Genomic DNA, 24,821 nt, shown 5'->3' on the forward strand with positions numbered 1-24,821 from the left:
TGCTCCGAGAACGCGCAAGAAAGCGTGAAGCGGCAATCTATGCCGATCGATCTTCGTAATCGGAGGGCACCGGCTTGCCGCGCGCCATCGCTTTGATGCGTTGCAGGAGCATGCGGAAGATGCCCGGCTTCGGTGCCCCGCCAGTGAGGAGGAAGCCATTATGCCGGGGTGCATGGCACCAATGGCGGCCCCAGGGATCGTCCTGATAGTCGGTGCTGGACATGTGTCGAACTCCGCTAACCGTTGTCCGACAGAATATAGGATTTGTCTGCTGACCGCAGCCTGTCAGCAGTCGCAGGGTTTCAACCACCATCTTGCCGCTAGAGCATTTTCCAGAAAAGTTGATAGACTTTTCGATTAAGAAAACGCGCTAAAACGAGGAGTTAGAGAAAAGGTGCGATTCAGAAAAATCGCACTTTGCTCTAGATTCTGCGATCCGGATCGGACCGGTGCAGATAGCCCGCGAAAACGTCCACGGAAGCAGCCTCGACAATCTGCGGCAGAAGCCGGCCGATCTCACCGCGGTGATAGCCGGCATGTGTGACGACATGGGCCAGCATTTCCTCGCGCGACATGCGTCCGGGCTGTCCATCCGTGAACCGAAACGAACGGTCTCCCGTAATTCCTCAGCCGGCAGGCCGGCGATGTAATCGACATAGGCGCTGTCCGTCTGGCGAATATCAGCGGAAAGATCCTTCAAGGCCGGCAGGTCGTCCGGTTCATTGTCGTCATAGCCATGGCTGCGCCCCTCAAGATGCGCCATGAAGATGCGATCGACGATATGGGCATGATTGAGGATACGCAGCGCCGCGCCGAAACCAGGGAGCGGGCCGGCGCGCTCTACCTCGATCATCGCGTCCAGCATGAGATCGTCGGCCCAGGACTTGTAGCGATATAGCGACATCAGAAGGGTCTGCGAGCCCATGCCGTCTCTCCGTCTTGTTCGGCTGCAGCAGACTTGCATCGGCAGCGTATTCGCGCAAATTCGAATTTGACGCTCACGAATAAGCAGATGTTATGGGACCTCCGATCAATCTGAGACAAATCGAGGCCTTCAGGGCCGTCATGCGCACCGGCCGGATGACCTTGGCGGCGGAGCTGATGTCGGTGACGCAGCCGGCTGTCAGCCGGCTGATCGCCGATATGGAGCGTGCCACGGGCCTCATCCTGTTCGAACGCAAGAGCAATCAGATCAGGCCGACCCGCGCTGCGATCGATTTGATACAGGAAGTGGAACGGGCCTTTATCGGCCTGGACAGGATTGCCTTCCTCGCCCAGGAGATCAGGCGGCATTCGGCCGGTACCCTGCGGATCGCAGCCATGCCGGCCTTGGGCAATAGCCTGCTGCCACGCTTCCTGGCCCGCTTCCTGCGCGACAAGCCGGGCCTGAACGTGTCCTTGAATGCGCTTCCTTCCGCCATGGTGATCGAGGCGGTGGCGTCAGGCCAGGCCGATATCGGTTATGCGGATGAGCCGCTCGACAGGCGCGGCTTTGTCATCGAGCCTTATCCGGCTGCCGCCATTGCCGCGCTTCCGGCAGGCCATCGTCTGGTCGGCAGGCCGGTCATCGAACCAGGCGATCTTGCCGGCGAGCGCGTCATCAACCTGGATCCCGGCACGCTGTTTTCGATGCGGGTGGAATTGGCGCTTGCCGGGGTGCCACGCCTGGCCAAGCTCGAAACAGGGCTTTCCTATACGGCCCTCACCTTGGTGGCCGAAGGCGCGGGCATCGCACTGGTCGATCCGGCTTCTGCAAGCGAGTTCACGAGCCGGGACATCGTCTTTCGCCCCTTCAGCATCTTCATCGATGCGGGCTTCCAGATGATTCGCTCGGCAAACCAGACCGGTATCGAGGTGGCGGAGCGTTTTGCCAGTGAGTTCAGCGCCTATCTGAAGGAGCGCCTCGACAAGACGCTCTAGCTTGGGAGCGGATCAATGTTTCTCAGTAGGCGAGCCGGCCATGAAGATTGTCGAATGGCATCATCACATGCTCCCGATAGGGGGCACGTGTCGCCAGGTTCTCGTACCATGCCTGCACATTCGGGATTTCAGGGCGCGGAATATCGAGATTGAAATAGCGATAGAGCGTGGTGCCGACGGTGATATCAGCCAGGCTGAGATGATCGCCCAGCATATAGTCCCTGCCTTTCAGCCAGCGATCGAGCAGCAGGAAATGAGCACTGCAGTGCTCGATGCCGCGGCGGATGCGTGACCAGTCCCTCTGTGCTTCCGGCGTGCGGTAAAAGCCCCAGAACACGTCGGACAGGAAGGCCGGTTGCAGGGCAGTCTGCGACCAATCCATCCAGCGCTCGAATTGTGAGCGGTCGCCGGCGCCATCAGGCCAGAAACGTCCGGCTCCGAATCGAGCGGCGAGATAGCGCAGGATCGTGTGTGATTCCCACACGATAGTGCCCGCATCTTCGATAAGCGGCACTCGGCCATGCGGGTTCAGCGCCAGGAATTCAGACGTATCCAGGCCGCCGAAATCGCCGCCCGCCGGAATATGTTCGTGGGCGATTCCGAGTTCGCCGACCAGCCACATCACCTTCTGGACGTTGAAGGAATTTTGGCGTCCCCAGATTCTCAGCATGCTCGACGGTCCGTTACGCAAAAGGGGCGCGAACCGACATGGCAGCGCCCCTTCAGAAGATAACCAGGCCGGCATACGCTGGCGAAGTGGAAAATCTCAGCCTTCGCCGGAAATGCGCTCGATCTGGGCACCGCAGGCGGCGAGCTTGCGCTCCAGGCTCTCGAAGCCGCGGTCGAGGTGATAGACCCGGTTGACCACGGTATCGCCCTGGGCCGCCAGGCCGGCGATCACCAGCGACACCGAGGCACGCAGATCCGTCGCCATCACCGGGGCACCCTTGAGGGTGCTGACGCCTTCGATGATCGCCGTCTGGCCGTCGAGATGGATATGGGCGCCGAGGCGAGCCAGTTCCTGCACATGCATGAAACGGTTCTCGAAGATCGTCTCGGTGATGCGCGACTTGCCCTTGGCCTTGGTCATCAGGCCCATCAGCTGGGCCTGCAGGTCGGTGGGGAAGCCCGGGAAGGGTTCGGTGGTCACGGCCACCGGATCGATGCCGTGACCATTGCGGCGCACGCGGATGCCCTCATTGGTAGCGGCGATCTCGGTTCCAGCCTCGCGCAGCACGTCGAGCGCATTCTCGAACAGCTCGGGCTGGGCGCCTTCGAGCATGACGTCGCCGCCGGCCATCGCCACGCACATGGCGTAGGTGCCGGCCTCGATACGATCGGAGATGACGCGGTGATGCGCACCCTGCAGGCGCGAGACACCGGTGATCTCCATGGTGGCAGTGCCGGCGCCCTTGATCTTGGCGCCCATCTTGATCAGGCAGTCGGCGACATCGACGATCTCGGGTTCACGCGCCGCATTGTGGATGACGGTGGTGCCCTCGGCCAGGGTCGCGGCCATCAATGCGACATGGGTGCCGCCGACCGTGACTTTCGGGAAATCGATCTCTGCGCCTCTCAGGCCGTTCTTCGCCTCGGCGACGGCATAGCCGTTTTCGATCTCGATCTTGGCACCGAGCCGTTCCATTGCCATCAGCAGGAAGTCGACCGGGCGCGTGCCGATGGCGCAGCCGCCGGGCAGCGAGACACGGGCACGGCCCATGCGGGCGAGCAGCGGGCCGAGCACCCAGAAGCTGGCGCGCATGCGCGAGACCAGCTCGTAGGGCGCGGTGGTATCGACGATGGATCGGGCATCGAGGCGCACCGTCTGGCCGGTCAGTTCCAGCTCGCCCGGGCGCTTGCCGGCGATGGTGACGTCGAGGCCGTGATTGCCGAGGATGCGGGCAAGCAGGGCGACGTCGGCCAGGCGCGGCACATTGGTGAGGGTGAGCACGTCCTCGGAGAGCAGACTCGCGATCATCAGCGGCAAGGCAGCGTTTTTGGCGCCGGAAATCGGAATGACGCCGTGAAGCGGCGCGCCGCCGGTGATCTTGATTCGATCCATGTTCGATCCTTCGGAATGGCTTCGGCCTCGCCCGTGATCGGCGCATTGGCGGCCGGAAGGCAAGCAGTCGAGCAACGTAAGAGATAAGGTTAACCGGTTTGAGTAAACGAAGCGCAAAGGCCGGACAAGGGCGAAGCCGGGGCGGAATCGCGGCGGGGTCTATTCGGCATCGTCCTGTGGCATTTTCGCATCGGCGTTTTCCCGGTTTTCACTCGACACGGCGTCACGCCCGCGCGACTGGCTCTTGCGCCGGCCGAGATTGGCGCGCAGGGCTTTGGCGAGGCGCTCGGCTCGCTTATCGGCCTCGGTTTTCACGGGTGTTTTCATCAAATGACGACTTTATGCAGCAACCGGCTTGCGCGGAAGCCTCCCTTGTGGCACTAGAGCGCCGCGCCGGGCAAGTACCTTGGCAGATGCTGCAGTAGCTCAGTGGTAGAGCACTCCCTTGGTAAGGGAGAGGTCGAGAGTTCAATCCTCTCTTGCAGCACCATCTAAATCCTTGAAACAATTGATTGTTCATGCTGTGGCTTCGGCTGGTTGAGCCGTCCATTCAACCTGTCCGCCCTCGGCCGGGCTCTCCGAAAACGGGGAGGTCGAGGCTGTTCGGGCGAAAGCAGATTCGCCGGGAATCGTCCTCGTCCGAGGAAGAGACGCGGGCAAAATGAAACGGGCCGGATGTCCGGCCCGCATAAGCATCGTCCTGTGGCTCGGCGAACGCCAATCCCCCTCAAACTTCTGAGCGGGCCAGCTTCTTGGCTGGTGGGCGCAGATCATAGGTCGCTTCCAGCTCGGCGAGCATATCCGGCAAGGGCTTCGCGCCGGCCGCAAGAGAAGGAGCTTCCTCGGTCACATCGCCGTTGCGGAGATGCTCCTGCCACTGAGCCTCGCTCATCTGGCCGGAGAGATAGCAGGCGCGAAGAAGATTGGCTTGTTCGGAGGTCATTGCAATCGATTGGGTGAAAAGAAACGGACATCGCCATGATAAAGCGAGGCGTCGCGCGGCCAAGTCAGCAATTAGGAGTTGGCCTGCCCCGAAAGGACTAGGCTGAAGGGAGTACGCTTCGCCCGGGGCCGTGATGAGGCCGCATCAAGGAAAGTCTGTGATGCCAGGCGCAAAGGCAACGAGGTGGAAAGGCTGGCCCCGAATGAGGGGGCAGCCGATCGTCCTGCTCAGGCGAGCGCAACTGGACGTATGGCGATGCCAGGGAGGCGCGTTTCGATCTGTTCTGAAGCCGTTGAAGTTGCTGATGTGGTTGACGTTGCGTTAATCTTCCGCTCGTTCAAGACGAACCAGCGATGAGCAATTAAAATTACGAGAGCTACAATAAGATCGAGGACGATCATGCTGAGCATGGTCGAATTAAAAAAATAACTGAACCAGTCGCTGGAAATCTGAGCGTTTTGCGAAATATCTGTCATTCCCTGGTTGAACTCCAGTTCACCTGCAGCGCCCCGCCGCCCGGTAGCCTTACGCTAGGGATGATTAGGTTGCACAAAGGTTAACGCATGTCTCGTTATTCGACCGTGACGGCGCGCACAGGGCGCGCGGCACGATGCCACGTGACCTTTGGCGGAATGACGGCCTACCTTGTCGGCGCCCCTCAGGGCTGTTGAATTCCAAGGCGGAGGCCGGTGGTGAGCTACGGTCTTTATATCGGCAGGAACCATACGGCGGATGGGATCGCCTATCTCGCCGGCTATGGCGACGAGCCCTCGAGCCATTGGCTCGAGCTCGTGCCTCGATGCCGGCATGCGGCGGATGCGCGGATTGCGGTCGGCGTGACGCCTCAGGCCGATCTGCCGGGACAGATGAGCGAGATTCCGCAGGTTCCCGAAACGGCGCGGCATCTGCGCGTCAGCTACAGCTACTACAAGGGGGTGCCGGCCCCGCTCACCAATGGCGGCCTCAACGAACATGGCGTCGCCGTGCGCGACATCTGGTCATCCTCCCGCGCCGAACTGGTGGCGATGACGCCATCGGACCAGACCGGCCCCAATTACAGTGACCTCGCCCGCTTCGTGCTGGAGCGGGCGCACACGGCCCGCGAGGGCGTCGAGATCATCGCCGATCTGATCGCCCGCCATGGCTATGCCGATTATGGCGGCAATTCGCATCTGATCGCCGATGCTGACGAGGCCTGGGTGGTGATCGAGTTCTCGGGCGGCCAGGGCTTGTGGGTGGCGGAGCGTCTCGGGCCGGATGCCATTCGCGCCTCCCGGCCCGGCTATGTCGGGCAGGTGCCGGTCGAGGACCCGGCGCAGACGGATTTTCTCTATCCACCGCATTTCGTCTCCTTCGCGCAGGAGCACGGCTGGCACCGGCCCGGTGCGCCTTTCGATGCCAATGCCGTCTATGGCGACGGCAAGGGGCGCTGGCCCGGTGTGCAATGGATCGAAGAGGAAATGACGGCACGGGCAGCCCGGCCGGAGAAGATCGGCCTGGCGGACATCTTCTGGGCCGTGCGCACGGAGCGGCTGACCGGCGACACTGCCGGCTACGGCCAGGTGGTGCCGCTGCTGGGCGTGATTCCCGAGGCCTTGCGCCTCATCTGGCACACCCAGGTCGGCGCGGTGGCGGCACCTTTCGTGCCGGTGTTCCTGGGCATCGAGACCGTAGCGGAGGAATATCGTCAGCACCGCTATCTCAGCGACGGGGAGGCCTCGCGCTTCCTCGACACACGCCATGCCGAGAAGGGGCGCCCCGAAACCTTGTCGGCGGTGCCGCAGGGCACCGAATCGACCCGCTCGGCCAGCCTCGCCGGCAAGCGGTTGCTCAATCTGCTCTTCCAGCACCACGAAGCCTTCCTGCCCGAAGCCCTGACGCTGTGGCAGGCGATGGAGGAGATGCTGGCGGTGGAGCATGCGAGAATCGCACGCAGCGCCGCGGTGCTGATCGAAGCCGGCGAGCCGAATCTCGCCGCGCATTTGCTCACCTATTTCACCAACACCGAACTGCGGCGCGCCCTCGATACCATGGAGCAGTTGGCGCAGGCCCTGGAGACCAGGACACGCTATCTCTTCGGCTTCAGGACTGAACCCGTCCCGCGTGCCCCGGCGCAAGTGTGGTGATGCGTGCCGAGCGGCCCAGCATCGCCGCCGCCCCTGCAAGGCTGAGCACCAGGGCGAAGGGAATAAGGCGGAAGGTGAAGGGCGCATGCTGGATGCTATGGTTGGCCTTCAGTTCTAGCACCAGCAGCGGCAGGACTGTCAGCACCAGAACGCCGAGCATGGCCGCTGCCTGGCCGCGCCGCAGCGCTACCGAGAACAGCGCGAGCCCGGCCAGGAGGCAGGCTGCGATCGGCCACCAGCCCAGAGGCATGGTGGCGCTCTCGAGCAGCAGTTCGTAGAGGCTTTGCAGGGGCCGGTAGACACCGTCGCCGCCGCCGAACCAGCGGGCGAAATCCTGGCTCGGTACTGAGGTCTGTTCGCCGAAGATCCTGCCGGCGACCACCACCAGGACCCATTTCGCTGCCCACATGGCGATATAGCCGGCGATAACAACGCCCTGCAGAAGGATCGCCTGCACCAGGCTGGCGCCGAGCGGGCGCTGCTCGGCCAGCACGGCGCGCAGCAGAAAGGTCCAGCCGAGTACGTAGGCCAGAAGGTCGGGATTGTAGAGAAAGTCGAAGAAATTGTAGATCGCCCCCATGGCGAAGGCCCAGGGTGCGAAGCGAAGCAGTTCCATCGGGCCCTGTTTGCGCAAGGCCACCGCCCAGCACAGCAGGAGGACCGAGAGGGAGACCATGTGGGTCGGGGTGAGGCCTGATATCGGCAGGTCCGTCATCACCAGGCCCAGGGCCGTAACGGCAACCAGCGTGGCGATCCGTGCCGCGCTTGCCGTGCCGCGGATGACGGGAGGCAGGAACGGAGCCAGCACCAGAAAGGCGCAGAGCATGAGAAAGGCGCCGCCCCAAAGCTGCAGGCTGCGATAGGAGAAGAACGACAGGAACGGTTCGGTGACGAGGCGATAGCCGTGCCAGTAGCGCGAATAGGCGAAATGCGGCTGCTCCGTGCCGGCAAGCTGTTCTCGCAAGCTGTCGCAGATCGATCTCGGCGGCTGCCAGAGCAGGGCCGGGGATTGCAGCGTGAAGGTGATGGGATTGGCCGCGGCTGGAGCGATCGCCGTCGAGAGGCCGATGCATTCGCTGAAATGGCTGAGCCGGTGCTGCCCGATGCGCTCGATACCTTCCCGATCGCCGAAGGACTGGCTGGCGATGGCCGCCCGGACCGCTTCCTGGATGGCCTCGGGCCGGCGCAGGCCGTCGGCCAGCCCCAGCGAGAGGCAGGCCAGCACGACGATGATGGCGAGGGCGGCGAGCGCCTGCGCGACGGTTTTGGCGATGGCGGTCAAATCCACGCAGAGAGCCCCGGGCTTTGGTAGCAAGGCGCTGGACCTGGCGGCAAATGCCGTATTTTGTCAAATCGGTCGGGACAGCCTGCCGTTGAACGAGCGGGCGGCTTACCGGTTTGTTGGAAAGACTTCATGGCGCGATTGCCCAAATATTCAGCGCTTCCGCGGGTGGGGAGGCCTGTACATCCTGGGACAAAGGCGGCATAGCGCAAGGAAAGGATCGATGTGCTCGGGGCACCCCGGGCAAACAGGGAGAAGCCGAAAATGGCACAGGCAGATATCGCAGTCATCGGCATGGCGGTCATGGGTCGCAACCTCGCCATGAACATTGCCGAGAAGGGATTCAAGGTTGCCGTCTACAACCGTTCCTCGGCCCGCACCGATGAGGCCTTGGTCGAGGCAGGTGATCTCGCCGGCAACATGATTGCCTGCCGTTCGATCGAGGAACTGGTCGCCGCCCTCAAGCCGCCGCGTGCGTTGCTGCTGATGGTGAAGGCGGGTGCTGCCGTCGACGAGACCATCGCCCAGCTCAAGCCACATCTCGCCAAGGGCGACATCATCATCGATGCCGGCAATGCCAATTACCGCGACAGCGTCGCCCATGACCAGGCCCTCTCGGCGGAGGGTTTCGAATTCCTCGGCGTCGGCGTTTCCGGCGGTGAGGAGGGCGCTCGCCACGGTCCTTCGATCATGGTGGGCGGCAGCCAGAAGGCCTGGGAGCGGGTCCAGCCGGTGTTGACGGCGATCGCCGCCCGCTATCAGGGCGAATCCTGCTGCGCCTATATGGGCCCGGCCGGTGCCGGCCATTTCGTCAAGACGCTGCATAACGGCATCGAATATGCCGACATGCAGATGATCGCCGAGGCCTATGGCCTGATGCGCGCCGGCTTGGGCATGACGCCATCGGCCATCGCCGACGTGTTCGAGGGCTGGACCAAGGGCCCACTCGCCTCCTATCTCACCGAGATAACCGTGCAGGCCCTGCGCACGACCGATCCCGCCACCGGCAAGCCGCTGGTGGACATCATTCTCGACAGCGCCGGCCAAAAGGGCACGGGTCGCTGGTCCGCCATCGAGGCGCTCGATCTCGGCGTGCCGGCAAGCGCCATCGCCGCGGCCGTCGAGGCGCGCGGCCTTTCCGGCATGCGCAGCCTGCGCCAGGCGGTGAACGGTGTCCTCGGCGATGCCGAGCGGGCCGCGATCGGCACGGCGACGCCCGAGATCATCGCCGAGATCGAGAAGACTCTGCTGACCGGCAAGATCCTGGCCTATGCCCAGGGCTTCGACGTCCTGGCCGCCGGTTCCAAGCAGTTCGGCTGGAACCTGCCGCTTGCCGAGATCGCCAAGATCTGGCGCGCCGGCTGCATCATCCGTTCGCGTATGCTCGACAGCATGTCGCGCGCCTATTCGGCGACGCCGGCGCCCGAATCGCTGATTCTCGATCCGGATTTTGCCGGCGAGCTCAAGGCGAGCCTGCCGGCCGCGCGCAAGATTCTCGGCCTTGCACTCGCCAATGGCCACCCGGTGCCGGCCCTGACCTCGGCCCTCAACTATCTGCAGCAACTGCGGGCCAGCAGAGCCACAGTGGACCTGGTGCAAGCCCAGCGCGACATCTTCGGGGCCCATGGCTTCGAACGCATCGACCAGCCCGGTGCCCATCATGGCCCCTGGCACACCGGTGCCGAGTAACGCTTGAGGAAAGGGCGGCGTGACCGGCCACGCCTCCCGGGCGTAACCGGTCACACCGCCCTTTCATATCGGCATCGGAAAGCTGTGCCTTCGATCAGAAGCGATTGGGAACGCAGCGCCGGCCGGACGGAGCCGGGTGCATGCCGCGAGGGCAAGCTGGGCGACGATAGGCCGGGGCAGGGCGCTCGAAGCGGTCGGCGCGGCGGAATTCGCAGCGCCCGAAGCGATTACGCTCCATGCCCGGGCCACAGCGGAAAGCAACTTCGTTGACGATCAGAGAGCCTTTCGTCATCGGCGTGGAGGCAGGCATGGCCTGCGCAGCCCCAGCCGTCGCGGCGATGAATCCAAGAGCGGCAGCAATCTTTACAATTCTTAACATAGTATCCGTCTCCGTTGGTGAATATTAACTGCCGCCCAGCCGATGTAACGTAAGGGAATGCTACGTTATCCGGTATAGGGATACAAGCGGCAGGTGTCAATGCACACGAATCTGCCGGGCCAAAATAGGCTCGCACAGCGGACTATGTGGTAAATTTCCGGTATTTCTCCGAAGGGGCAGCCTATTTGCTCGGATTGGCCATCTTCTTGAATACGCTGTCTATGGCGTTCATCAACAGCCTGTCGGGCTGGTGCTGGCATTCGCTCTTCACCGCCAGGATGATGCCGTTGCCATCGGTGCGGCTGCCGACCCAGTGATTGTCGTTGCGGCTGTTGAGCCCGGTCCACCAGCCGAGAATCCAGCTATTGCCTTCCCCTTCGAGGCGGGTGGTGGAGAGCCAATATTTGCACGGCATCGTGCCGAGGCCGAGCGCCATATAGTCATAAGCCTGGGCGGACGGCGTACCGATGAAAGCCGCCGCTGCCGCCGCCAGATAAAACTTCCTCACCCTTCATTCCCGTCGCTGACATGATCGAATTGCGCGCCTTGTAGCAGGCGATGACGGGCCAGGCGGACGCCGACGCCCCGGCCATGCTCCGAGATGAATTCCACCCCTCCGGTTTCGAGCGCCCGGCGGATGGCGGCGGCGTTCGCGCTGGTGATCTGCGGAATGTCGTCAAAGGCATCGGCTCGCCGGATTGTCGCCACGCCGAGGCTCGAGGCATCCGCCAGCTTCTGGGCAGTCCAGCGCAATAGGGCACGGCCGGCCCGGATCTGCGCACCGGTAATCGGGGTAGCATGCATGACGTCAGTCCCCTCTCTTATCGGATGATCGGATAACGATCACGACTATACGCTGCCCGCCGATGGGACGGAACCGGTTGCATGGCGCGTGCGCCGACAAATCCGTCGATTCCTGCAGCCTCTCCCAGACGATGCCCGCGTCATAATGCATATTCCATGCACTATGCTTGACTTTGCGCATGCCGGCCGCTCTGATGACCTCGAAACAGAGCCAGGACATATTCTGATTTCAGCCGCGTCTGCGCGGGCCGGGATCCGGGATAGCAGAATGCCTCGGCAAGAAAGAGGGAGGCCTTGCATGGCCAGGATCGAACGCATCGAATTGTCGATGGTGGTGCTCGAACCCAAGGTGAAGCGGGTCGACGCCATCCAATCCTTCGTGGCCCAGGAGACACCGATCGTTCGCGTCTTCGACAGCGATGGTGCCGTCGGCATCGGCTATAGCTATACGATCGGCACGGGGGGGCATTCCGTCCTGGAACTCCTGGCGCGTACGTTCGCGCCGGCGCTGATCGGGCGCGAAGCCGCCATGGTCGAGCAGATCTGGCGCGATCTGCTCTTCCTCAGCCATGCAACCTCGGTGGGCGCCGTTACCTCGCTCGCTCTTGCCGCGGTCGATACGGCGCTGTGGGACCTGCGTTGCCGCAAGGCCGGCCTGCCCCTGCATGTCATGGCCGGGGGTGCCCAGGACAGGATCCGGCTCTACACCACCGAGGGCGGTTGGCTGCAACTCGACAAGGAGGCGATTGTCGCCGACGCCCTCAAGGCCAAGGCCGACGGTTTCGGCGGTTGCAAGATCAAGGTTGGCCGTCCGGTGCGCGAAGACGTGAATCGCCTCATCGCCGTGCGTGAAGCCGTCGGCGAGGGCTTCGAAATCTTCACCGATGCCAACCAGGCCTTCGCTGTGGACGAGGCGATCCGGCGTGCCCATCATTATCGCGAGGCGGATATCGGCTGGTTCGAGGAGCCGCTGCCGGCCGACGATGTCGATGGGCACGTTCGCCTGGCCGCTTCCACTTCGATCCCGATCGCAGTTGGGGAAAGCATCTACAGCCCGTCCCATTTTCGCGATTATCTGCAGCGGCGCGCCTGCTCGGTGGTGCAGGTCGATGTCGCCCGCATCGGCGGCATCACGCCCTGGCTCAAGGTGGCGCATATGGCGGAGAGCTTCAATGTCGCGGTCTGCCCGCATTTCCTGATGGAACTGCATGTCGGTCTGTGCTGTGCCGTGCCCAATGCACGCTGGGTGGAATACATTCCCCAACTCGACGGCGTGACGGGCAAAACAATGCGCATCGAAGCCGGCTATGCGCTGCCCTCCCCAGAGCCGGGTCTGGGTATCGACTGGGACGAAGGGGCCCTTGCCGCCTTGCAGGCCGAGGGGTCGGCGAGGCGGATCACGGCGCGCTGATCGAAAGAGGGGAAGGAGGAATGTCATGGCAAGGCGGCTGAGGCTCCAGTTCATCGCCGTGACCTGTGACGAGGATTTCTTTCGCCCCGTCCGCAAGGGCATGATGGATGCTGCCGCCCTGATGGATGTCGAAGCGGTGTTCACGGGAACCAAGGGGGTGGACACCGAGGAAATGGCCGAGCTCGCACGGCGGGGCATGACTGATGGTGTGGACGGGCTGGCACTCGTCGCCTTCAACGGCGCCGCCTTCGCTCCCGTGGTCGCCGAGGCCCATGCCAGGGGCATTCCGGTGGTGGCCTTCAACATCGACCAGGGCAGCGGCAGCGCCGGCACGCTCAGCGGTATCGCGCAGGATTTCGGCGCGGCCGGCCGGACCCTTGGCCGGCGGGCAGCCGCTTCCATCGCTCCAGGCAGCCGCGTGCTGCTCACTCTCCACGATGCCGGCATCTCGGCGCTGGAGGAACGACGCGACGGCATCAAGGCCGCCCTGGAAAGATCTGGCATCGAGTGGATCGAGACGGTAACCGGCCATCAGGTCGAGGAGGCCACCCGGCATATCCTGGCGGTTCTGGCCAGAGAGCCCGGCATTTCGGCGATTCTCGCCACCGGGCAGGCCGACACCGAAGCAGCCGGGCTGGCGGCGGAACAGGAAGGCCGGGCGCTTTATGTCGCCGGCTTCGACCTGTCGCCCGCCATATTGCGGCTGATCGCAGCGGGACAGCTTGCCTTCACCATCGACCAGCAACCCTATGCGCAGGGCTTCTATCCGGTGATTCAGCTCGTGCTCAATCTGCGGTATGGCTTGATGCCGGCAAGCCTCGATGCCGGAGCCGCCATCGTCGACCGCGACAATGCAGCCCGGATCCGGGCCCTGTCGGAAGCGGGCTACCGTTGAGCGCGTGACGCACGATGCGAGGGGAGGGGCGGCATGGGCATCCCGGCGACAAGACGACGGTTGAACGAGATCGTCGGCGAAACGCTGGCCTCCCATATTCGCTCCGGTGCGCTGCCGGCCGGGTTCGTCATCCGGGAAAAGGCGGTCACCGATCTGTTCGGTGTCGGCCGCATGCCGGCCGTGGTCGCGCTGACCCGCCTGGAGGCGGAACGCCTGGTCCATCGCAGGCCGGCGCTGCGGGGGGTGGTCGTAGGCCTCAGCCAAGCGGTGCCGGCAAGGCCGGGTGATCTCGCCGGCCACGTCACGCTGCCGGAGGGCCTTGGCAGTGAGCTCGGGCAGCGCAACTGGCGCAGCCTGATCTATCCCACGCTGGAGCGCCAGGTCGCGTCATGCCTGCTGTTCGGACGCTTCCAGATTCGTACCCTCGCACTGGCAGAGCATTTCGGCGTCAGCCGCACCGTTGCCCATGAACTCCTGCTGAGGCTCGAACGCGTCGGCCTGGTGCGCCAGGAGGCCAATGCGCGCTGGTATGCGGGTCCGCTGACACCGGCTCGAATCGACGAGCTCTACGAAATGCGCATCCTGCTGGAGCCGGCCGCCCTTCGGCAGGCCGCGCCAGGGCTCGAACCGTCGATAATCGAGGAAAGACTCGAACGGGTGTCGCAGGCGCACACCGCCGAGGCGCGATCGGATGCATCCTTGTTGCACCGGCTCGAAACGGATCTGCATCAGGACATCGTGCTGCGCTGTGCCAATGAGGAGTTGCGTGCCACGCTTTATCGCTGTCAATTACCGCTGATTTCGGTACATCTGTCTTTCGGCAATTATGGCGAGCGCACCGACATTCCTCAGATGATCGGGATGCATAAAACTGTGCTGGAACATCTTGCCGGGGGGCGAGTGGAAGAGGCGGCACTCGCCCTAAAAAGCCATTTGTGGCACTCGCGTGGCGAGAATCCAGCACGCCTTGTGGATCTGCCCACACTTGGTCCGAAGCAGTTATACCCCTATCTTGACCCGATTTGACCTGAAAACGGCTCGATTCGAGGCGAAATCAATGTCAAATATGACGGGCACGGTCACGCTTGCATTTTTGCGCCGATATCAGCATAAAAGCCCATCGATCTCGGCCGGACGTTTTGGCTGTGTGGTTTTGCGACCACGCTCGCTGATGACCTTCCTACCAATTTCGACCCATGGAGCTTCGTGCCGCCGGTCGGTTGCAGGAAGTTCGATCGTGCCCATAGGAAAGGTTCGTCATGAGCACAGGTACCGTTAAGTGGTTCAACTCCCAGAAGGGTTATGGCTTCATTCAGCCGGATGACGGCTCGAAGGATGTTTTCGTTCACATCAGCGCCGTGGAGCGCGCCGGCCTGCGTGATCTGCAGGAAGGCCAGAAGGTCAGCTATGAGCTGGTCGAGGATCGTCGTTCCGGCAAGATGTCGGCTGATCGCCTCCAGGCTGCCTAAGCCCTGCGGGCGCGTCGCAGGACGCGTCTGATTCAATTCAAGACGGGCGAACGCTCGTTTGACGCCTCCGGCGATAGCCGGGGGCGTTTTTTATTGCCTGAGGGCTCTGCCAGAACGGCTGGCGTGTTCTCGACAAAGGTTGTTCTCCCATGCCGTCCCGACGGTTCGAATGGGTGATCCCGGCGCAGCGCCGGCGGCGGCCGAGCCATCGACGTCCAAAGCCGAGAACAATCTGTGACGACCCCAGCGACTTCCGACGCGACCAGCGTTCGCCGACTAGGCGGACCTCCTAAGTCCCTTCTTACTCGGCAGGTTGCTCGGGCTCGCCAGCGTGATCGCCCTGGTAGCCGTCATGGGCTGAGGTACTGACAGGAGACGGTCTTCCGCTGAGTTGGCCGAACTGCGCTGCCCGCGGCAAGGGCGGGCCGAGCGGTTCGTGGGTAAGAAGACCAGTTCCTCGACGAGCAACGCCGAAAGGCGCCCGGCAAAATCAGCACGAGCAGGCCCTGCCGCCGTCGAGCCTGAGAATCGATTCACGCACGAATGGTGAGATTTCCACGACACGGAACTCGCGTGACAGCCGCATGCCGACATGGGCAGGCACCCACACGGCGCTGTTCGGCAGCACAACCCAGGTGCCGCGGCGATCGGTGGTGTCGGAGACGCCGCCGCTCGCCGCATAGACCAACTGTGCCCGATGATGAGAGTGGCGGGTACCGGTGAAAGAAGTTTCGTCGCCGGCCAGCAGGGATATCGAGCCTGCTTTGGTCGTGATTCCTTCCGGGCCCGATATGGCTGTTATGGTGATGGAAATGAGTCTATCCGCGCAAAATAGCCATCGAATGGTCTATTGTCGCGCTGGTGTGGGAATCTTCATCGATCGCATGAGTGAAATTGAGTTTTGCCGGGCTGTCGAGGCAAGACGCGCAGCATGATCCGCGTGAACTCGACTTGACCTGATTTAAATGACGTCAAACCGGAGAAATTTCTCGACGGTCACGTCGCAAGCACCACCACGGCATCAAGCCTTGCGATGGTACAGTTGGGTGGTCTCGAACCACCGACCTCCGGAGCCACAATCCGACGCTCTAACCAACTGAGCTACAACTGCATCTGGGCATGCGTTTAGCGGGATCGATCCGCTATTTCAAGTGTGGGGCGCGGGATTTTTTAATCCGTCCCACTCAAAGAAAAGGCCCGGACCATGTCCGGGCCTCGAAAGAGCCGTACGTGCCGAAAAATCAGGCGACGCTCTTGAAGGTCTTCTCGACCTGAGCCTTGACCGGAGCGATCGCCTCGTTGGCAACCTTCTGGGCGAGCTCGCCGAATTCCTTGGTCTGAGCGGAGACGGCTTCAGCCTGCTTGCGCAGGAAAGCGGTGTTGAGCTCGATCACGTCGGAGAAGGTCTTCACGCCGAACAGGGCGATGGCATGATCGAAGGAAGCGTTGGTGTTGGTGCGAGCCGACTCCAGAACCTTCAGGCCGAGGGTCGAAGCGCCCTTGGAAGCGGTGCTATAAGCGCCTTCGAAAGCACTGGAGGCTTCCTCGGCAGCAACCTTGATCTTGGCATAGGTGTCCTTGGCCTGGGCGGCGCCCTTCTCGGCGAAGTCACGGACGGAAGCAGGGATTTCCAGCTTGGAGAGATTTTCGAAGGCCAGCTCAGTTTCAGTCTTGTTCTTGGCGGCAACCATAGAACGCTCCTTGGGATAAGGGTGAAATTGGATTAGTGGACTTAACGAAACGACTTTGAGGAAGCGTCGGCATGACGTGCTGCAACGAGCGGCGACCTCACCTGCCGCAATCTATATCAAATGCCTTTGTGCGATGCAATAACTTTGTTGCAGTGCACAATCGTCAGATCAAAGCGCAATTTTTGGGCGATTCATGCCCAAAATTATGCCTATTGGTGAATTTTTCGCTTGGTCAGATCAAGGGTGATTGACGGGTTTTTACCCGATATTGCGCTGCAATTGCCACTTTTATGACAATTGGTGGCCGAATTAGCGCTTTGCCGCCATAGAGGAGAGGTGCAACGTTACGCTGCGGAAAGTATTGCGTATCACCGCGACGAAGAGATATGCCGTGATTGCAAGACAGGGCTGTCTTTTTGCAGGGTCGCCAAGAATAGTTCAGTTATTTGGAATTATTAGCGTGCGGGTTCCAAGCAATATATTACCTCGCACCCGCGCCAGTTGAGATAGGAATGCGGCACTGCCGGGGCTGCCCGTCAGGGCAATCCCGGCCCGGCTGTCTTGATAATCTCTATTTCTTCGGCTTGGCGACGTCCGAAGCCACCTTGCTGGCCGTGGCACCAATATCCTTGGCCTGCTCGCCGAAAGCCTGGAGCTGCGCCTTGATGAAGTCGCTCTGCAGTTGCAGTACCTGTTGAGGGTCCCTGGCCTTGACGAGGTTCGAGGCGAAGTCCAGAGCAGCCGCCACGTTCTGTTCGGCATAGGTCAGGGCCTTGCGGCCGATATCCTTGCCGCCGGTCTGAATTGCATCGCTGGTGCCTTCGAGGGTACCGGCTGCCTTGTAGGCCGCGCCCATGAAACCGTCGAATGCCTTCTTGGCCTGATCGACGCTCTTTTCCGCCATGTCGCGCATCTCGGACGGAATTTCGAAGTTCGGCGGCTTGGTTGTCATTGGCGTATCCTCCGTTGCCCCCGCCCCCAGGCCGGTGACGGTGCAGGTGACGATAGCGCAGGCTTGGCGTTTTAACCATGCCTGAGATCAGTGGGGGATGACGGCGGGCCGGCGATTTACCCTTTTGTTTTCCATCTGTATTCATACTTTGTTAGTCATTTCGGCAGGTTCTTGGAAAACGGCATGATCGAGGCGATGTTGCGGACGGCTTTGATGGCCGATCAGCGCCTGCAGGCGCTGATGGACGACCCGCGCCCAGCCTTCGTCTGGCATCTGGACGGGCGTGCGCTTGCCTGGGCCAACCGCGCCGCAGCCCAGAGCCTGGGCCTGGCGCCGGCGGACATCCTGCGTCAGCAATCGAGTTCCGCCCTGGTTTCGCTCTCGCCGCAGATCGCGGCCATCGCCCGCAAACTCCCGAGGCCGGGGGCCATGCGGCTCGATCGCCTGCGCCTGCCCGGCATGGGCGCGCTCGACACCCTGTCCTGTGCCTGCCGATCCTTCGACGGTCCGGAAGGGTTTCTGGGACTGCTCGTGCAATCGCTCGATCTGCCGCGCGGACGGCGGCAGCAGAGCTGGGCTCCGCCCTCGGTGACGGATACGCTGCCGCCCTTGCCGGCCGCAGGGACGGAGGCAATTCCGTCCGGTGAGTCGGCTGCGGCCAAGCCCTTCGAACAGAACGGCGCCTGGCGCTGGGTCGAAGCCGAAGGCGAGCGCAGCGAGCCGGCAAGGCCGGACGCTCCGCTGTCCTCGCCCGTGGAGCCCGCGCACAACAAGCCAGCCGAGCCGTTGCCCATCGCTCGCACCAAACCTCTTCGCTTCGTCTTCCAGACCGATGCCGAGGGACGTTTCGTCTCCGTATCGGCCGAACTGGCGCAGGCCCTGGGCCAGCGGGCCGCCGACTGGACCGGCCGGCGCTTCGCCGATATCGCAGCGGCGCATGGTCTGCGCGACAGCACGGCCATCGTCTCGGCCCTTGCCGGGCGCCAGACCTGGACCGGGCTGTCCGTGCTCTGGCCCGATGCTGCCACCCGACAGGAAACGCCGATCAGCCTGAGCGCTTCGCCGCAATTCCAGGGCGAAGGTCAGTTCGCCGGTTTCCGTGGTTTCGGCATTGCCGGTATGCCGCGGGCGCTATCCACCCCGATCGAGGCTGAAGTGCCGCCGGCGAAAGCCGCGGTCGTCTGGCAGGATGCCGAACCGGCGGATGGGCAGGAACCGGCACCCGCTCCTGAACCATTGTCGGTTCGTACGCCCCCGCGGAATGCCGACAGCAATGTGGTACGCTTGCCGAGCAAGGTGACCCAAGAAAAACACGCACCCGAGCGGCCTGTATCTGAAAAACATATATCCGAACGGTCCGGGCCGGAGCGGCACAGCCTGACGGCGACGGAACGGACCGCTTTCCACGAGATTGCCAAGGCCTTGGGGGCGCGTATCGAGGGTGAACGTCGGGTCGAACCGGCGAAGCAGGAAGCGCCCCCGGCCGCTGAACCCGATCACGCTGGTCTGGAGCAACCGGTCGCTCACGCGGAACCGGAAACGCGCCTTGAAAAGCCCGGCGCCGTGATAGCCCTGGCGCAGCCCGATCCCAAGCCCGCCGACCCCGCCGTTGCGCCGGCCCTGAGCGCCGATGAGATCCGCTGGCTGGAGGACGCCGCTTCCGAACCGGAGGCAGTCTCGCCCGAAACGCTGCCCGCAGGCGAGCCAGAGCCGGTGGCGCGCCCGATCAAGCTCGGGCGTCTCGACAAGGTGCCGGTCGCCCTGATCGACCGGCTTCCGATCGGTATCTTCATCGCGCGCGGCGAGGAACTGCAATTTGCCAATCGGACCATGCTCGAACTGCTGGGCTATCCCGATGTCGAGGCGATCCGCCAGGTCGGCGGCCTCGACCATGTCTTTGCCGGCAGCGGACCCGTTGCCACGGGCGAGGATGCCAATCCCGGCGTGCTCCTGAAAACCGCTTCGGGCGAGACCATCGCCGTCGACGGCCGCGTGCAGACCACGCATTGGGATGGGGAGAGCGCTCTACTCATTTCCGTTCGCCGTCCGCTCGGCGAGGTCGGTGCCGACAAGCTGCATGCGGCCGAACGCCGTGCCGACGAACTTCAAGCCGTGCTCGACACGGCGACCGACGGCGTGGTGATTCTCGACGAGCAAGGACGCATCGTCAGCATCAACCGCAGCGCCGAGGCATTGTTCGGCTATGAGCAGCGCGAGATCATCGGCAAGGACCTCCTGCTGCTGTTCGCGCCGGAGAGCCACCGCGCGGCCTTCGACTATCTCGACAGCCTACGCTCCAACGGTGTGGCGAGCCTGCTCAACGACGGCCGCGAGGTGATCGGCCGCGTGCGCCAGGGTGGCGCCGTGCCGCTGTTCATGACCATCGGCCGGCTCGGGAGCGAGAAGACGGGTGAGGAGGCCAAGCGCTTTTGCGCCGTACTGCGCGACGTCACCAGCTTCAAGAAGGCCGAAAGCGAGCTGACGGCCGCCAAACGTCAGGCCGAGGAAGCCTCTTCGCAGAAATCGGATTTCCTTGCCAAGATCTCGCATGAGGTGCGCACACCGCTCAACGCCATCATCGGCTTTGCCGAGGTGATGATGGAGGAGCGTTTCGGTCCAATGGGCAACGAGCGCTACCGCTCCTATGCCCGTGATATCCACACCTCCGGCGAGCACGTCATCAGCCTGGTCAACGATCTGCTCGATCTCTCCAAGATCGAGGCCGGCAAGCTCGACCTCAGCTTCTCCAGCGTCAATCTCAACGAGGTGGTGCAGCAGTCGGTCAGCCTGATGCAGCCCCAGGCCAGCCGCGACCGCATCATCATCCGCATGGCGCTGGCCGGGAACTTGCCCAATGTCGTGGCCGATGGGCGCAGCATCCGCCAGATCGTGCTCAATTTGCTGTCCAACTCGATCAAGTTCACCCAAGCGGGCGGCCAGGCGATCATCTCCACCACACTGTCGGAGCGTGGCGAAGCCGTGCTGCGTGTGCGCGATACCGGCGTCGGCATGACCGAACGCGAGCTCACCATCGCCATGGAACCTTTCCGCCAGGTCGCCTCGACCACCCTGGGCGGCACGGGTCTTGGCTTGCCCCTGACCAAGGCGTTGGTGGAAGCCAACAGGGCGAGCTTCACCATCCAGTCCACCAAGAATTCGGGAACGCTGGTGGAAGTGACCTTCCCCTCGACGCGGGTGTTGGCGGAGTAGGGGGCTCCAGCCGAAATTGGTGAGTTTGGAGGAGCGAGCCGGTATGGGTTCCTTGCCCACGACGAAAACTTCTTGCCGGGCGTTTCTGACGGTGGCCTTCGTCGTGCCTGTCTTGACTTTTCAGCTCCTTGCCGGCGCCCGAGCTTTCGCCCAAGAAGCGGCCTCTGTAGAGCCTGGAGCCGCGAGGCCAATCATCATGGTCACCGCCCAATTGGGTCAGGCGGCTGGCCAGTTCTTTGTCGCCAATCCGACCATCGATCCCAAGCCCCATCTCGGGCAAGCCGGGGCCGAATTACCCGATATGGGATTTATGTTTCTGCATGCCTTCGCCGATCGGCCGGCCGAGCCTGATGGCTATATCCTGCGCTATGAGAAAGGCGATTGTGCGGTCTCCTTGCCGGCCGGACGTGACGTCTTTTTCGGGCAGACGGCTGGCTTTCTGACGAATTTTGCCGCGACATTGCCGCGTGAACCACTGTCGTTCGATCAAATGATGGCTCTGGCGCAGGAGATCGCTGCGAGGTTCGACAAGGCGGGTTGGAAGCGCCTCAATTACAATGCCGCCATTGTGGCGGAGAATTTCGGCAAAAACGGTCCCAACAAGACGCAGGAGAAGCTCGGCGAATGGGTGCCGTGCAATGAAGCCGGCCTCGTGGTCGCCATTGCCCTGGTCAATCATAGCGATGTGCGACCGGGGATGATGGAGCCCGCAGCCCTCACCGCGCAACGGCCGGCCGATGCCCCGCCTCACTATGTCGTCGAAGTCCGCTTTATGGATAGCGACATGGCACTTTACGATGAAGCCATCGCCCTGCGCGATGCCCGCCGCCTTGCCGTCAACGGCGATACGGACAAGCCCCTGACGTTCAAGCTCTGGGTCGATGAGCCCGACTGGCGTCCTAAAGACTGGCAGGGCCAATTCATCAAATAGAGCAGCCTGTCCTATTCATATAGCGTGCTCTTTCCCGACCAGGTTTCTTCACGCCGTCCTTGCCGATCCATGCGCCACCGCGATCGTCGCTTCGAGCAGCAGCCGAGCACCGTCCCTTATGCTCGCAGGCTCGACATGCTCGGCCTCGTTATGGCTGATGCCGTCTCGGCACGGTACGAAGATCATTGCCGTCGGCGCCACGCGGGCAAGGAACAGCGCGTCGTGAAAGGCGCCCGAGACCATCCTCTTGCTGGGCAGGCACAAACGGTTGGCCGTTGCCTCGATGGTGTCGATCATCTCTGGCGCGAAGACACCGGGCGGCATGTCGAAGGCGGTGGCGATCTCGACCGAGCAGCCCTGCTTCTCACCCTCGGCGCGGCAGATGGCCCGCACCTCGCCCTCGATGGCTTCGAGCCGGCCAGCCGAGGGATGACGCAGGTCGAGGCTGAAGATCACGGCCTTGGGTATGGCGTTGACCGATCCCGGGATGGTGGCGATCCGCCCGACCGTCAGCCTCGCATCGGCATCGGAGGGCATCACGCTGATCTGGAGTTGATACATCATGCCGACGGCCGCCACCATCGGGTCGCGGCGATAAGGTAGCGGCGTGGTGCCGGCATGGCCGGCCTCGCCGGTGACGGTGACCTTGAGCCAGCGCGTGCCCTGGACGCCCGTGACCACGCCGATGGCGAGACCTTCCTTTTCGAGCGAGGGGCCCTGCTCGATATGCAGCTCGATATAGCCCGACAGGGGGGGGCCGAGGGGGCGCAGGGCCGCTTCAGGCAGGGATGCAAGCGTCGCGGCCAACTCGCCCGAGAAGGAGGCGCCGTCGCTCCCGGTCAGGAACTGCCATTGCGCCGGATCCGCAGCGCCGGCAAAGGCCATCGATCCCATCACGCCGGGTGCGAAGCGGCTGCCTTCCTCATTGGTCCAGGCGACTGCCTCGAGGGGACCCGGCGTCTGCAGGCCTGCATCCTCCAATGCTTCGAGTGCCTCGAAGGCCGACAGTGTGCCGAGCGCTCCGTCATAGCGCCCGCCGGTGGGCTGACTGTCGAGATGGCTGCCGATCAGCAAAGGCGGCAGGCTGTCGTCACGCCCGCCGCGGCGGATGAAGAGATTGGCCATGGCGTCCTGGAAGACCCCGAAGCCTCGGGCCTGGGCCAGTTCGGCCAGCAGGCGCCGCGCGGCGCGATCCTCCGGGCTGAGGGCCTGGCGGTTGACGCCGCCCGCCGGCGTGGCACCGATGCGGGCGAAGGCCTCGAGACGCTGCTGCAATCGTTCGGCATTGATAGCCGGAGATGTCATCGGGCCAGCCCGGCGATGAAAGCGGTCACACGGGCGGGGTCGACCGGGTTCCACCATACGCCGTCATGCTTGAGGGCGCTGGCGATGATCACGCCGTCGACGATCGAGAGGATGTCGTTGGCATTGTCCGGGGTAACGCCACTGCCGACGAGGGTCGGCAGGCCGGCTGCCTCCTTGATCATGCGGATATAGCCAAGATCCGCGGCATGGCCGGTACGCTGGCCGGTGGCGATGATGGCATCGGCGTCGAAGAAGACGAGATCCTTCACCAGTTCCTCCACCGGTCGGTCGGCGACGATGGCGTGAGAGCCGTGCTTCACATGGGCGTCGGCGAAGATGCGGATGCCGTTGGCGCGCAATTTGGCCCGGAAGCGCATGGCGCGGGCAGCCTCGCCCTCGACGAAGCCTTCATTGGCGACGTAGGCGTTGGCCCATTGGTTGACTCGAATGAAGCCCGCGCCGGCGGCGCTGGCGATGGAAAGGGCGGGGATGGCGGCATTGGCCAGCACGTTGACGCCGATGGGGCGTCCGAGTTCGCGCCGGATGCGGTCGGAGATCACCGACATATAAGCCGATGTCTCGGGGCCGATGTCGTCGGGCTTGGCGAAGGGGATGTCGCCATGATTCTCGACGATCACGCCCTCGCAGCCGCCATGCAGATAGGCTTTCGCATCGTCGAGGCCGCGCTGATAGATGGCTTCGATCGCTTCGCCCTGATAGCGCGGGGAGCCGGGAAGCGGGGCGAGATGCACCACGCCGATGACGACCTTGGTTCTGCCATAGAGGCTGGTCAGCGCATCGCCGGCAGCCTGGCCGATGGGTTTGGAGGAGGGTGTCATGGCTTTTCCGTTTCCAATTTCCTGATGAGGTCGCGGATCTCCGCCCGGCTGGGGCAGGACTCCGATGTGCCGCTGCGGCCAACCGCGATGGCAGCGGCGGCAATGGCGAGGCTGGTCGCCTCGACGGGCGCCATGCCGAGATCGATGCCGCCGGCGAAGATGCCGCAGAAGACATCGCCCGCGCCGCTGGTATCGATAGCGGTGACCGCCGGGGCTGGCAGGCGGCGAATGCTTCCGGTCCTGCCCTCGGCAATGAGGCAGCCGCGGGGGCCGAGGGTGACGAGGACGATGCCGGCTTTCTGGCGGAGGAGTTCAGCGGCGGCCTGCTCGGGATCGTCGCAGCGGGTCAGCGCCTGGGCTTCCCCCTCATTGACGATGACGATATCGGCCGACGGCAGTGCCGGGCCTGTTTCGGCGGGGAGAGGGCTGGGATTGAGAATGGTGCAGGCGCCGCGGTGCCTGGCCATATCAAGACAAGCCGAAGTGGCCCGGGGCGACAGGTTGCCCTGCATCACCACAATATCGCCGGGCGCAATCCGCTCGGCGATATCCGTTTCCGCGTCGGGATCGAAGGCTTCGGCACACAGGCTTCCGGTGACGATGATGTTCTCGCCGCCGGTTTCCACCAGCACCGCCGAGCGATCCGTGGGCAGGGGCTTGGCGGTGAGGCGGCCGGCGAGACTTTCCGCGGTGAGACGATCGGTGATCCAGCCTCCCGCCAGGTCGTCGCCAACAGCCGCCCACAGCGTCACGTCCGCGCCTGTGCGGGAGGCGGCAATGGCCTGGTTGGCGCCCTTGCCGCCGATGCCGTCGGCGTGACCGGAGGCATTGAGCGTTTCGCCGGGAACCGGGAAACGCTCCAGCCGGAAGGTCGTGTCGACACAGACATTGCCGACGACATGCACTGCCATGG

26 protein-coding genes and 2 tRNA genes are annotated in these 24,821 nt (G+C 63.3%); 10 read left to right on the forward strand and 18 right to left on the reverse strand.

Going from position 1 to position 24,821, the window contains the following annotated elements; genetic code table 11:
• Positions 1–37 precede the first annotated feature (37 nt).
• Together AB4037_RS01565 and AB4037_RS01570 are read right to left on the reverse strand one after the other, a co-directional pair.
• Positions 38–223, reverse strand: a complete 186-nt coding sequence (locus tag AB4037_RS01565) for a hypothetical protein (RefSeq protein WP_441770303.1) — start codon at positions 221–223, stop codon at positions 38–40.
• Positions 224–370: 147 nt separating this feature from the next.
• Positions 371–925, reverse strand: a complete 555-nt coding sequence (locus AB4037_RS01570) for a DinB family protein (RefSeq protein ID WP_441770304.1) — start codon at positions 923–925, stop codon at positions 371–373.
• A 92-nt stretch (positions 926–1,017) separates the two neighbouring features.
• On the opposite strand from AB4037_RS01570, the gene AB4037_RS01575 reads away from it, so the two are divergent.
• Complete coding sequence (locus AB4037_RS01575) at positions 1,018–1,920, forward strand: LysR substrate-binding domain-containing protein (protein ID WP_441770305.1); 903 nt, start codon at positions 1,018–1,020, stop codon at positions 1,918–1,920.
• A 22-nt stretch (positions 1,921–1,942) separates the two neighbouring features.
• On the opposite strand, the gene AB4037_RS01580 is transcribed toward AB4037_RS01575, so the two are convergent.
• From AB4037_RS01580 to AB4037_RS01590, 3 genes are all read right to left on the reverse strand, one after another.
• Entirely contained in the window at positions 1,943–2,590 is a 648-nt protein-coding gene (locus AB4037_RS01580) for a glutathione S-transferase family protein (protein ID WP_441770306.1), read from the reverse strand.
• A 96-nt stretch (positions 2,591–2,686) separates the two neighbouring features.
• Positions 2,687–3,982 (reverse strand): UDP-N-acetylglucosamine 1-carboxyvinyltransferase, encoded by a 1,296-nt coding sequence (murA, locus tag AB4037_RS01585; protein ID WP_434957822.1) that lies wholly within the window; start codon positions 3,980–3,982, stop codon positions 2,687–2,689.
• Between the two features lie 159 nt (positions 3,983–4,141).
• Complete coding sequence (locus AB4037_RS01590; RefSeq protein ID WP_434957821.1) at positions 4,142–4,297, reverse strand: hypothetical protein; 156 nt, start codon at positions 4,295–4,297, stop codon at positions 4,142–4,144.
• Between the two features lie 100 nt (positions 4,298–4,397).
• Here AB4037_RS01590 and AB4037_RS01595 point away from each other — a divergent pair.
• Positions 4,398–4,472 (forward strand) — tRNA-Thr (locus AB4037_RS01595).
• A gap of 237 nt (positions 4,473–4,709) precedes the next feature.
• On the opposite strand, the gene AB4037_RS01600 is transcribed toward AB4037_RS01595, so the two are convergent.
• Both AB4037_RS01600 and AB4037_RS01605 read right to left on the reverse strand, forming a co-directional pair.
• Positions 4,710–4,988 carry a hypothetical protein gene (locus AB4037_RS01600; RefSeq protein ID WP_434957820.1) on the reverse strand — a complete coding sequence of 93 codons (279 nt, stop codon included), beginning with the start codon at positions 4,986–4,988 and terminating at the stop codon, positions 4,710–4,712.
• A 164-nt stretch (positions 4,989–5,152) separates the two neighbouring features.
• Entirely contained in the window at positions 5,153–5,401 is a 249-nt protein-coding gene (locus tag AB4037_RS01605; RefSeq protein WP_434957819.1) for a hypothetical protein, read from the reverse strand.
• 216 nt (positions 5,402–5,617) lie between these two features.
• Between AB4037_RS01605 and AB4037_RS01610 the strand changes: the two genes are divergently transcribed.
• Positions 5,618–7,051 (forward strand): C69 family dipeptidase, encoded by a 1,434-nt coding sequence (locus tag AB4037_RS01610; protein WP_441770307.1) that lies wholly within the window; start codon positions 5,618–5,620, stop codon positions 7,049–7,051.
• Here AB4037_RS01610 and AB4037_RS01615 read toward each other — a convergent pair.
• On the reverse strand, positions 7,008–8,339 hold the full coding sequence (locus tag AB4037_RS01615; protein ID WP_441770308.1) for a hypothetical protein: 1,332 nt from the start codon (positions 8,337–8,339) through the stop codon (positions 7,008–7,010). The two genes, AB4037_RS01610 and AB4037_RS01615, sit on opposite strands and share 44 nt — an antisense overlap.
• 258 nt (positions 8,340–8,597) lie before the next feature.
• Between AB4037_RS01615 and gndA the strand changes: the two genes are divergently transcribed.
• A complete protein-coding gene (gene gndA, locus AB4037_RS01620) occupies positions 8,598–10,022 on the forward strand; it encodes an NADP-dependent phosphogluconate dehydrogenase (protein ID WP_434957816.1) in 1,425 nt (474 codons plus the stop codon).
• A 94-nt stretch (positions 10,023–10,116) separates the two neighbouring features.
• On the opposite strand, the gene AB4037_RS01625 is transcribed toward gndA, so the two are convergent.
• From AB4037_RS01625 to AB4037_RS01635, 3 genes are all read right to left on the reverse strand, one after another.
• Positions 10,117–10,401, reverse strand: coding sequence for a hypothetical protein (locus AB4037_RS01625; RefSeq protein WP_441770309.1), 285 nt, complete (start codon positions 10,399–10,401; stop codon positions 10,117–10,119).
• Between the two features lie 181 nt (positions 10,402–10,582).
• Positions 10,583–10,909, reverse strand: a complete 327-nt coding sequence (locus tag AB4037_RS01630; protein WP_441770310.1) for a hypothetical protein — start codon at positions 10,907–10,909, stop codon at positions 10,583–10,585.
• Positions 10,906–11,205 carry a transcriptional regulator gene (locus AB4037_RS01635; RefSeq protein WP_434957814.1) on the reverse strand — a complete coding sequence of 100 codons (300 nt, stop codon included), beginning with the start codon at positions 11,203–11,205 and terminating at the stop codon, positions 10,906–10,908. The genes AB4037_RS01630 and AB4037_RS01635 overlap by 4 nt, the downstream gene beginning before the upstream one ends.
• 298 nt (positions 11,206–11,503) lie before the next feature.
• Here AB4037_RS01635 and AB4037_RS01640 point away from each other — a divergent pair, with 298 nt between their 5' ends.
• The 4 genes from AB4037_RS01640 to AB4037_RS01655 all read left to right on the forward strand — a co-directional run bounded on the left by AB4037_RS01640 (position 11,504) and on the right by AB4037_RS01655 (position 14,980).
• On the forward strand, positions 11,504–12,616 hold the full coding sequence (locus AB4037_RS01640) for a mandelate racemase/muconate lactonizing enzyme family protein (protein ID WP_441770311.1): 1,113 nt from the start codon (positions 11,504–11,506) through the stop codon (positions 12,614–12,616).
• Positions 12,617–12,641: 25 nt separating this feature from the next.
• Positions 12,642–13,511, forward strand: coding sequence for a substrate-binding domain-containing protein (locus tag AB4037_RS01645; RefSeq protein WP_441770312.1), 870 nt, complete (start codon positions 12,642–12,644; stop codon positions 13,509–13,511).
• 33 nt (positions 13,512–13,544) lie between these two features.
• A complete protein-coding gene (locus tag AB4037_RS01650) occupies positions 13,545–14,537 on the forward strand; it encodes an FCD domain-containing protein (protein WP_441770313.1) in 993 nt (330 codons plus the stop codon).
• A gap of 233 nt (positions 14,538–14,770) precedes the next feature.
• Positions 14,771–14,980 carry a cold-shock protein gene (locus AB4037_RS01655; protein ID WP_149253971.1) on the forward strand — a complete coding sequence of 70 codons (210 nt, stop codon included), beginning with the start codon at positions 14,771–14,773 and terminating at the stop codon, positions 14,978–14,980.
• Between the two features lie 490 nt (positions 14,981–15,470).
• On the opposite strand, the gene AB4037_RS01660 is transcribed toward AB4037_RS01655, so the two are convergent.
• The 4 genes from AB4037_RS01660 to AB4037_RS01675 all read right to left on the reverse strand — a co-directional run bounded on the left by AB4037_RS01660 (position 15,471) and on the right by AB4037_RS01675 (position 17,623).
• The gene (locus tag AB4037_RS01660; protein ID WP_434957810.1) at positions 15,471–15,668 is read right to left on the reverse strand and encodes a hypothetical protein; all 198 of its coding nucleotides are present in this window, start codon (positions 15,666–15,668) and stop codon (positions 15,471–15,473) included.
• Positions 15,669–16,014: 346 nt separating this feature from the next.
• Positions 16,015–16,091: transfer RNA gene (locus AB4037_RS01665), tRNA-His, on the reverse strand.
• 130 nt (positions 16,092–16,221) lie between these two features.
• Positions 16,222–16,671 carry a phasin gene (locus AB4037_RS01670; RefSeq protein ID WP_149253972.1) on the reverse strand — a complete coding sequence of 150 codons (450 nt, stop codon included), beginning with the start codon at positions 16,669–16,671 and terminating at the stop codon, positions 16,222–16,224.
• Between the two features lie 571 nt (positions 16,672–17,242).
• Entirely contained in the window at positions 17,243–17,623 is a 381-nt protein-coding gene (locus AB4037_RS01675) for a phasin (protein WP_434957809.1), read from the reverse strand.
• Positions 17,624–17,806: 183 nt separating this feature from the next.
• On the opposite strand from AB4037_RS01675, the gene AB4037_RS01680 reads away from it, so the two are divergent.
• Complete coding sequence (locus AB4037_RS01680; RefSeq protein WP_441770314.1) at positions 17,807–20,833, forward strand: PAS domain-containing protein; 3,027 nt, start codon at positions 17,807–17,809, stop codon at positions 20,831–20,833.
• 196 nt (positions 20,834–21,029) lie between these two features.
• Positions 21,030–21,764, forward strand: coding sequence for a hypothetical protein (locus AB4037_RS01685; protein ID WP_441770315.1), 735 nt, complete (start codon positions 21,030–21,032; stop codon positions 21,762–21,764).
• Between the two features lie 48 nt (positions 21,765–21,812).
• Here the strand turns inward: AB4037_RS01685 and AB4037_RS01690 are convergent, their stop codons facing one another.
• From AB4037_RS01690 to AB4037_RS01700, 3 genes are read right to left on the reverse strand one after another with little or no spacing between them, the layout of a single operon-like run.
• Positions 21,813–23,069: a Zn-dependent hydrolase gene (locus tag AB4037_RS01690; protein WP_441770316.1), complete on the reverse strand. Its 1,257-nt coding sequence runs from the start codon at positions 23,067–23,069 to the stop codon at positions 21,813–21,815.
• Entirely contained in the window at positions 23,066–23,908 is an 843-nt protein-coding gene (locus AB4037_RS01695; RefSeq protein WP_441770317.1) for a BtpA/SgcQ family protein, read from the reverse strand. The genes AB4037_RS01690 and AB4037_RS01695 overlap by 4 nt, the downstream gene beginning before the upstream one ends.
• Positions 23,905–24,819: a ribokinase gene (locus tag AB4037_RS01700; RefSeq protein ID WP_441770318.1), complete on the reverse strand. Its 915-nt coding sequence runs from the start codon at positions 24,817–24,819 to the stop codon at positions 23,905–23,907. Before AB4037_RS01700 ends, AB4037_RS01695 begins: the two co-directional genes overlap by 4 nt.
• Positions 24,820–24,821: the final 2 nt, after the last annotated feature.

The sequence above is a fragment of the Labrys sp. KB_33_2 genome (assembly GCF_052114505.1).
In the GTDB taxonomy this organism is placed as follows: Bacteria; Pseudomonadota; Alphaproteobacteria; order Rhizobiales; family Labraceae; genus Labrys.

Excerpts from the sequence above, each read along its gene's own strand:
- AB4037_RS01570 (WP_441770304.1), bottom strand. The coding sequence starts at position 925 with ATGGGCTCGCAGACCCTTCTGATGTCGCTATATCGCTACAAGTCCTGG.
- AB4037_RS01565 (WP_441770303.1), bottom strand. The coding sequence starts at position 223 with ATGTCCAGCACCGACTATCAGGACGATCCCTGGGGCCGCCATTGGTGC.
- AB4037_RS01690 (WP_441770316.1), bottom strand. The coding sequence starts at position 23,069 with ATGACATCTCCGGCTATCAATGCCGAACGATTGCAGCAGCGTCTCGAG.
- AB4037_RS01575 (WP_441770305.1), top strand. The coding sequence starts at position 1,018 with ATGGGACCTCCGATCAATCTGAGACAAATCGAGGCCTTCAGGGCCGTC.
- AB4037_RS01655 (WP_149253971.1), top strand. The coding sequence starts at position 14,771 with ATGAGCACAGGTACCGTTAAGTGGTTCAACTCCCAGAAGGGTTATGGC.
- gndA (WP_434957816.1), top strand. The coding sequence starts at position 8,598 with ATGGCACAGGCAGATATCGCAGTCATCGGCATGGCGGTCATGGGTCGC.
- AB4037_RS01605 (WP_434957819.1), bottom strand. The coding sequence starts at position 5,401 with ATGACAGATATTTCGCAAAACGCTCAGATTTCCAGCGACTGGTTCAGT.
- AB4037_RS01635 (WP_434957814.1), bottom strand. The coding sequence starts at position 11,205 with ATGCATGCTACCCCGATTACCGGTGCGCAGATCCGGGCCGGCCGTGCC.
- AB4037_RS01625 (WP_441770309.1), bottom strand. The coding sequence starts at position 10,401 with ATGTTAAGAATTGTAAAGATTGCTGCCGCTCTTGGATTCATCGCCGCG.
- AB4037_RS01645 (WP_441770312.1), top strand. The coding sequence starts at position 12,642 with ATGGCAAGGCGGCTGAGGCTCCAGTTCATCGCCGTGACCTGTGACGAG.
- AB4037_RS01640 (WP_441770311.1), top strand. The coding sequence starts at position 11,504 with ATGGCCAGGATCGAACGCATCGAATTGTCGATGGTGGTGCTCGAACCC.
- AB4037_RS01695 (WP_441770317.1), bottom strand. The coding sequence starts at position 23,908 with ATGACACCCTCCTCCAAACCCATCGGCCAGGCTGCCGGCGATGCGCTG.
- AB4037_RS01700 (WP_441770318.1), bottom strand. The coding sequence starts at position 24,819 with ATGGCAGTGCATGTCGTCGGCAATGTCTGTGTCGACACGACCTTCCGG.
- AB4037_RS01580 (WP_441770306.1), bottom strand. The coding sequence starts at position 2,590 with ATGCTGAGAATCTGGGGACGCCAAAATTCCTTCAACGTCCAGAAGGTG.
- murA (WP_434957822.1), bottom strand. The coding sequence starts at position 3,982 with ATGGATCGAATCAAGATCACCGGCGGCGCGCCGCTTCACGGCGTCATT.
- AB4037_RS01685 (WP_441770315.1), top strand. The coding sequence starts at position 21,030 with ATGGTCACCGCCCAATTGGGTCAGGCGGCTGGCCAGTTCTTTGTCGCC.
- AB4037_RS01675 (WP_434957809.1), bottom strand. The coding sequence starts at position 17,623 with ATGACAACCAAGCCGCCGAACTTCGAAATTCCGTCCGAGATGCGCGAC.
- AB4037_RS01670 (WP_149253972.1), bottom strand. The coding sequence starts at position 16,671 with ATGGTTGCCGCCAAGAACAAGACTGAAACTGAGCTGGCCTTCGAAAAT.
- AB4037_RS01650 (WP_441770313.1), top strand. The coding sequence starts at position 13,545 with ATGGGCATCCCGGCGACAAGACGACGGTTGAACGAGATCGTCGGCGAA.
- AB4037_RS01680 (WP_441770314.1), top strand. The coding sequence starts at position 17,807 with ATGATCGAGGCGATGTTGCGGACGGCTTTGATGGCCGATCAGCGCCTG.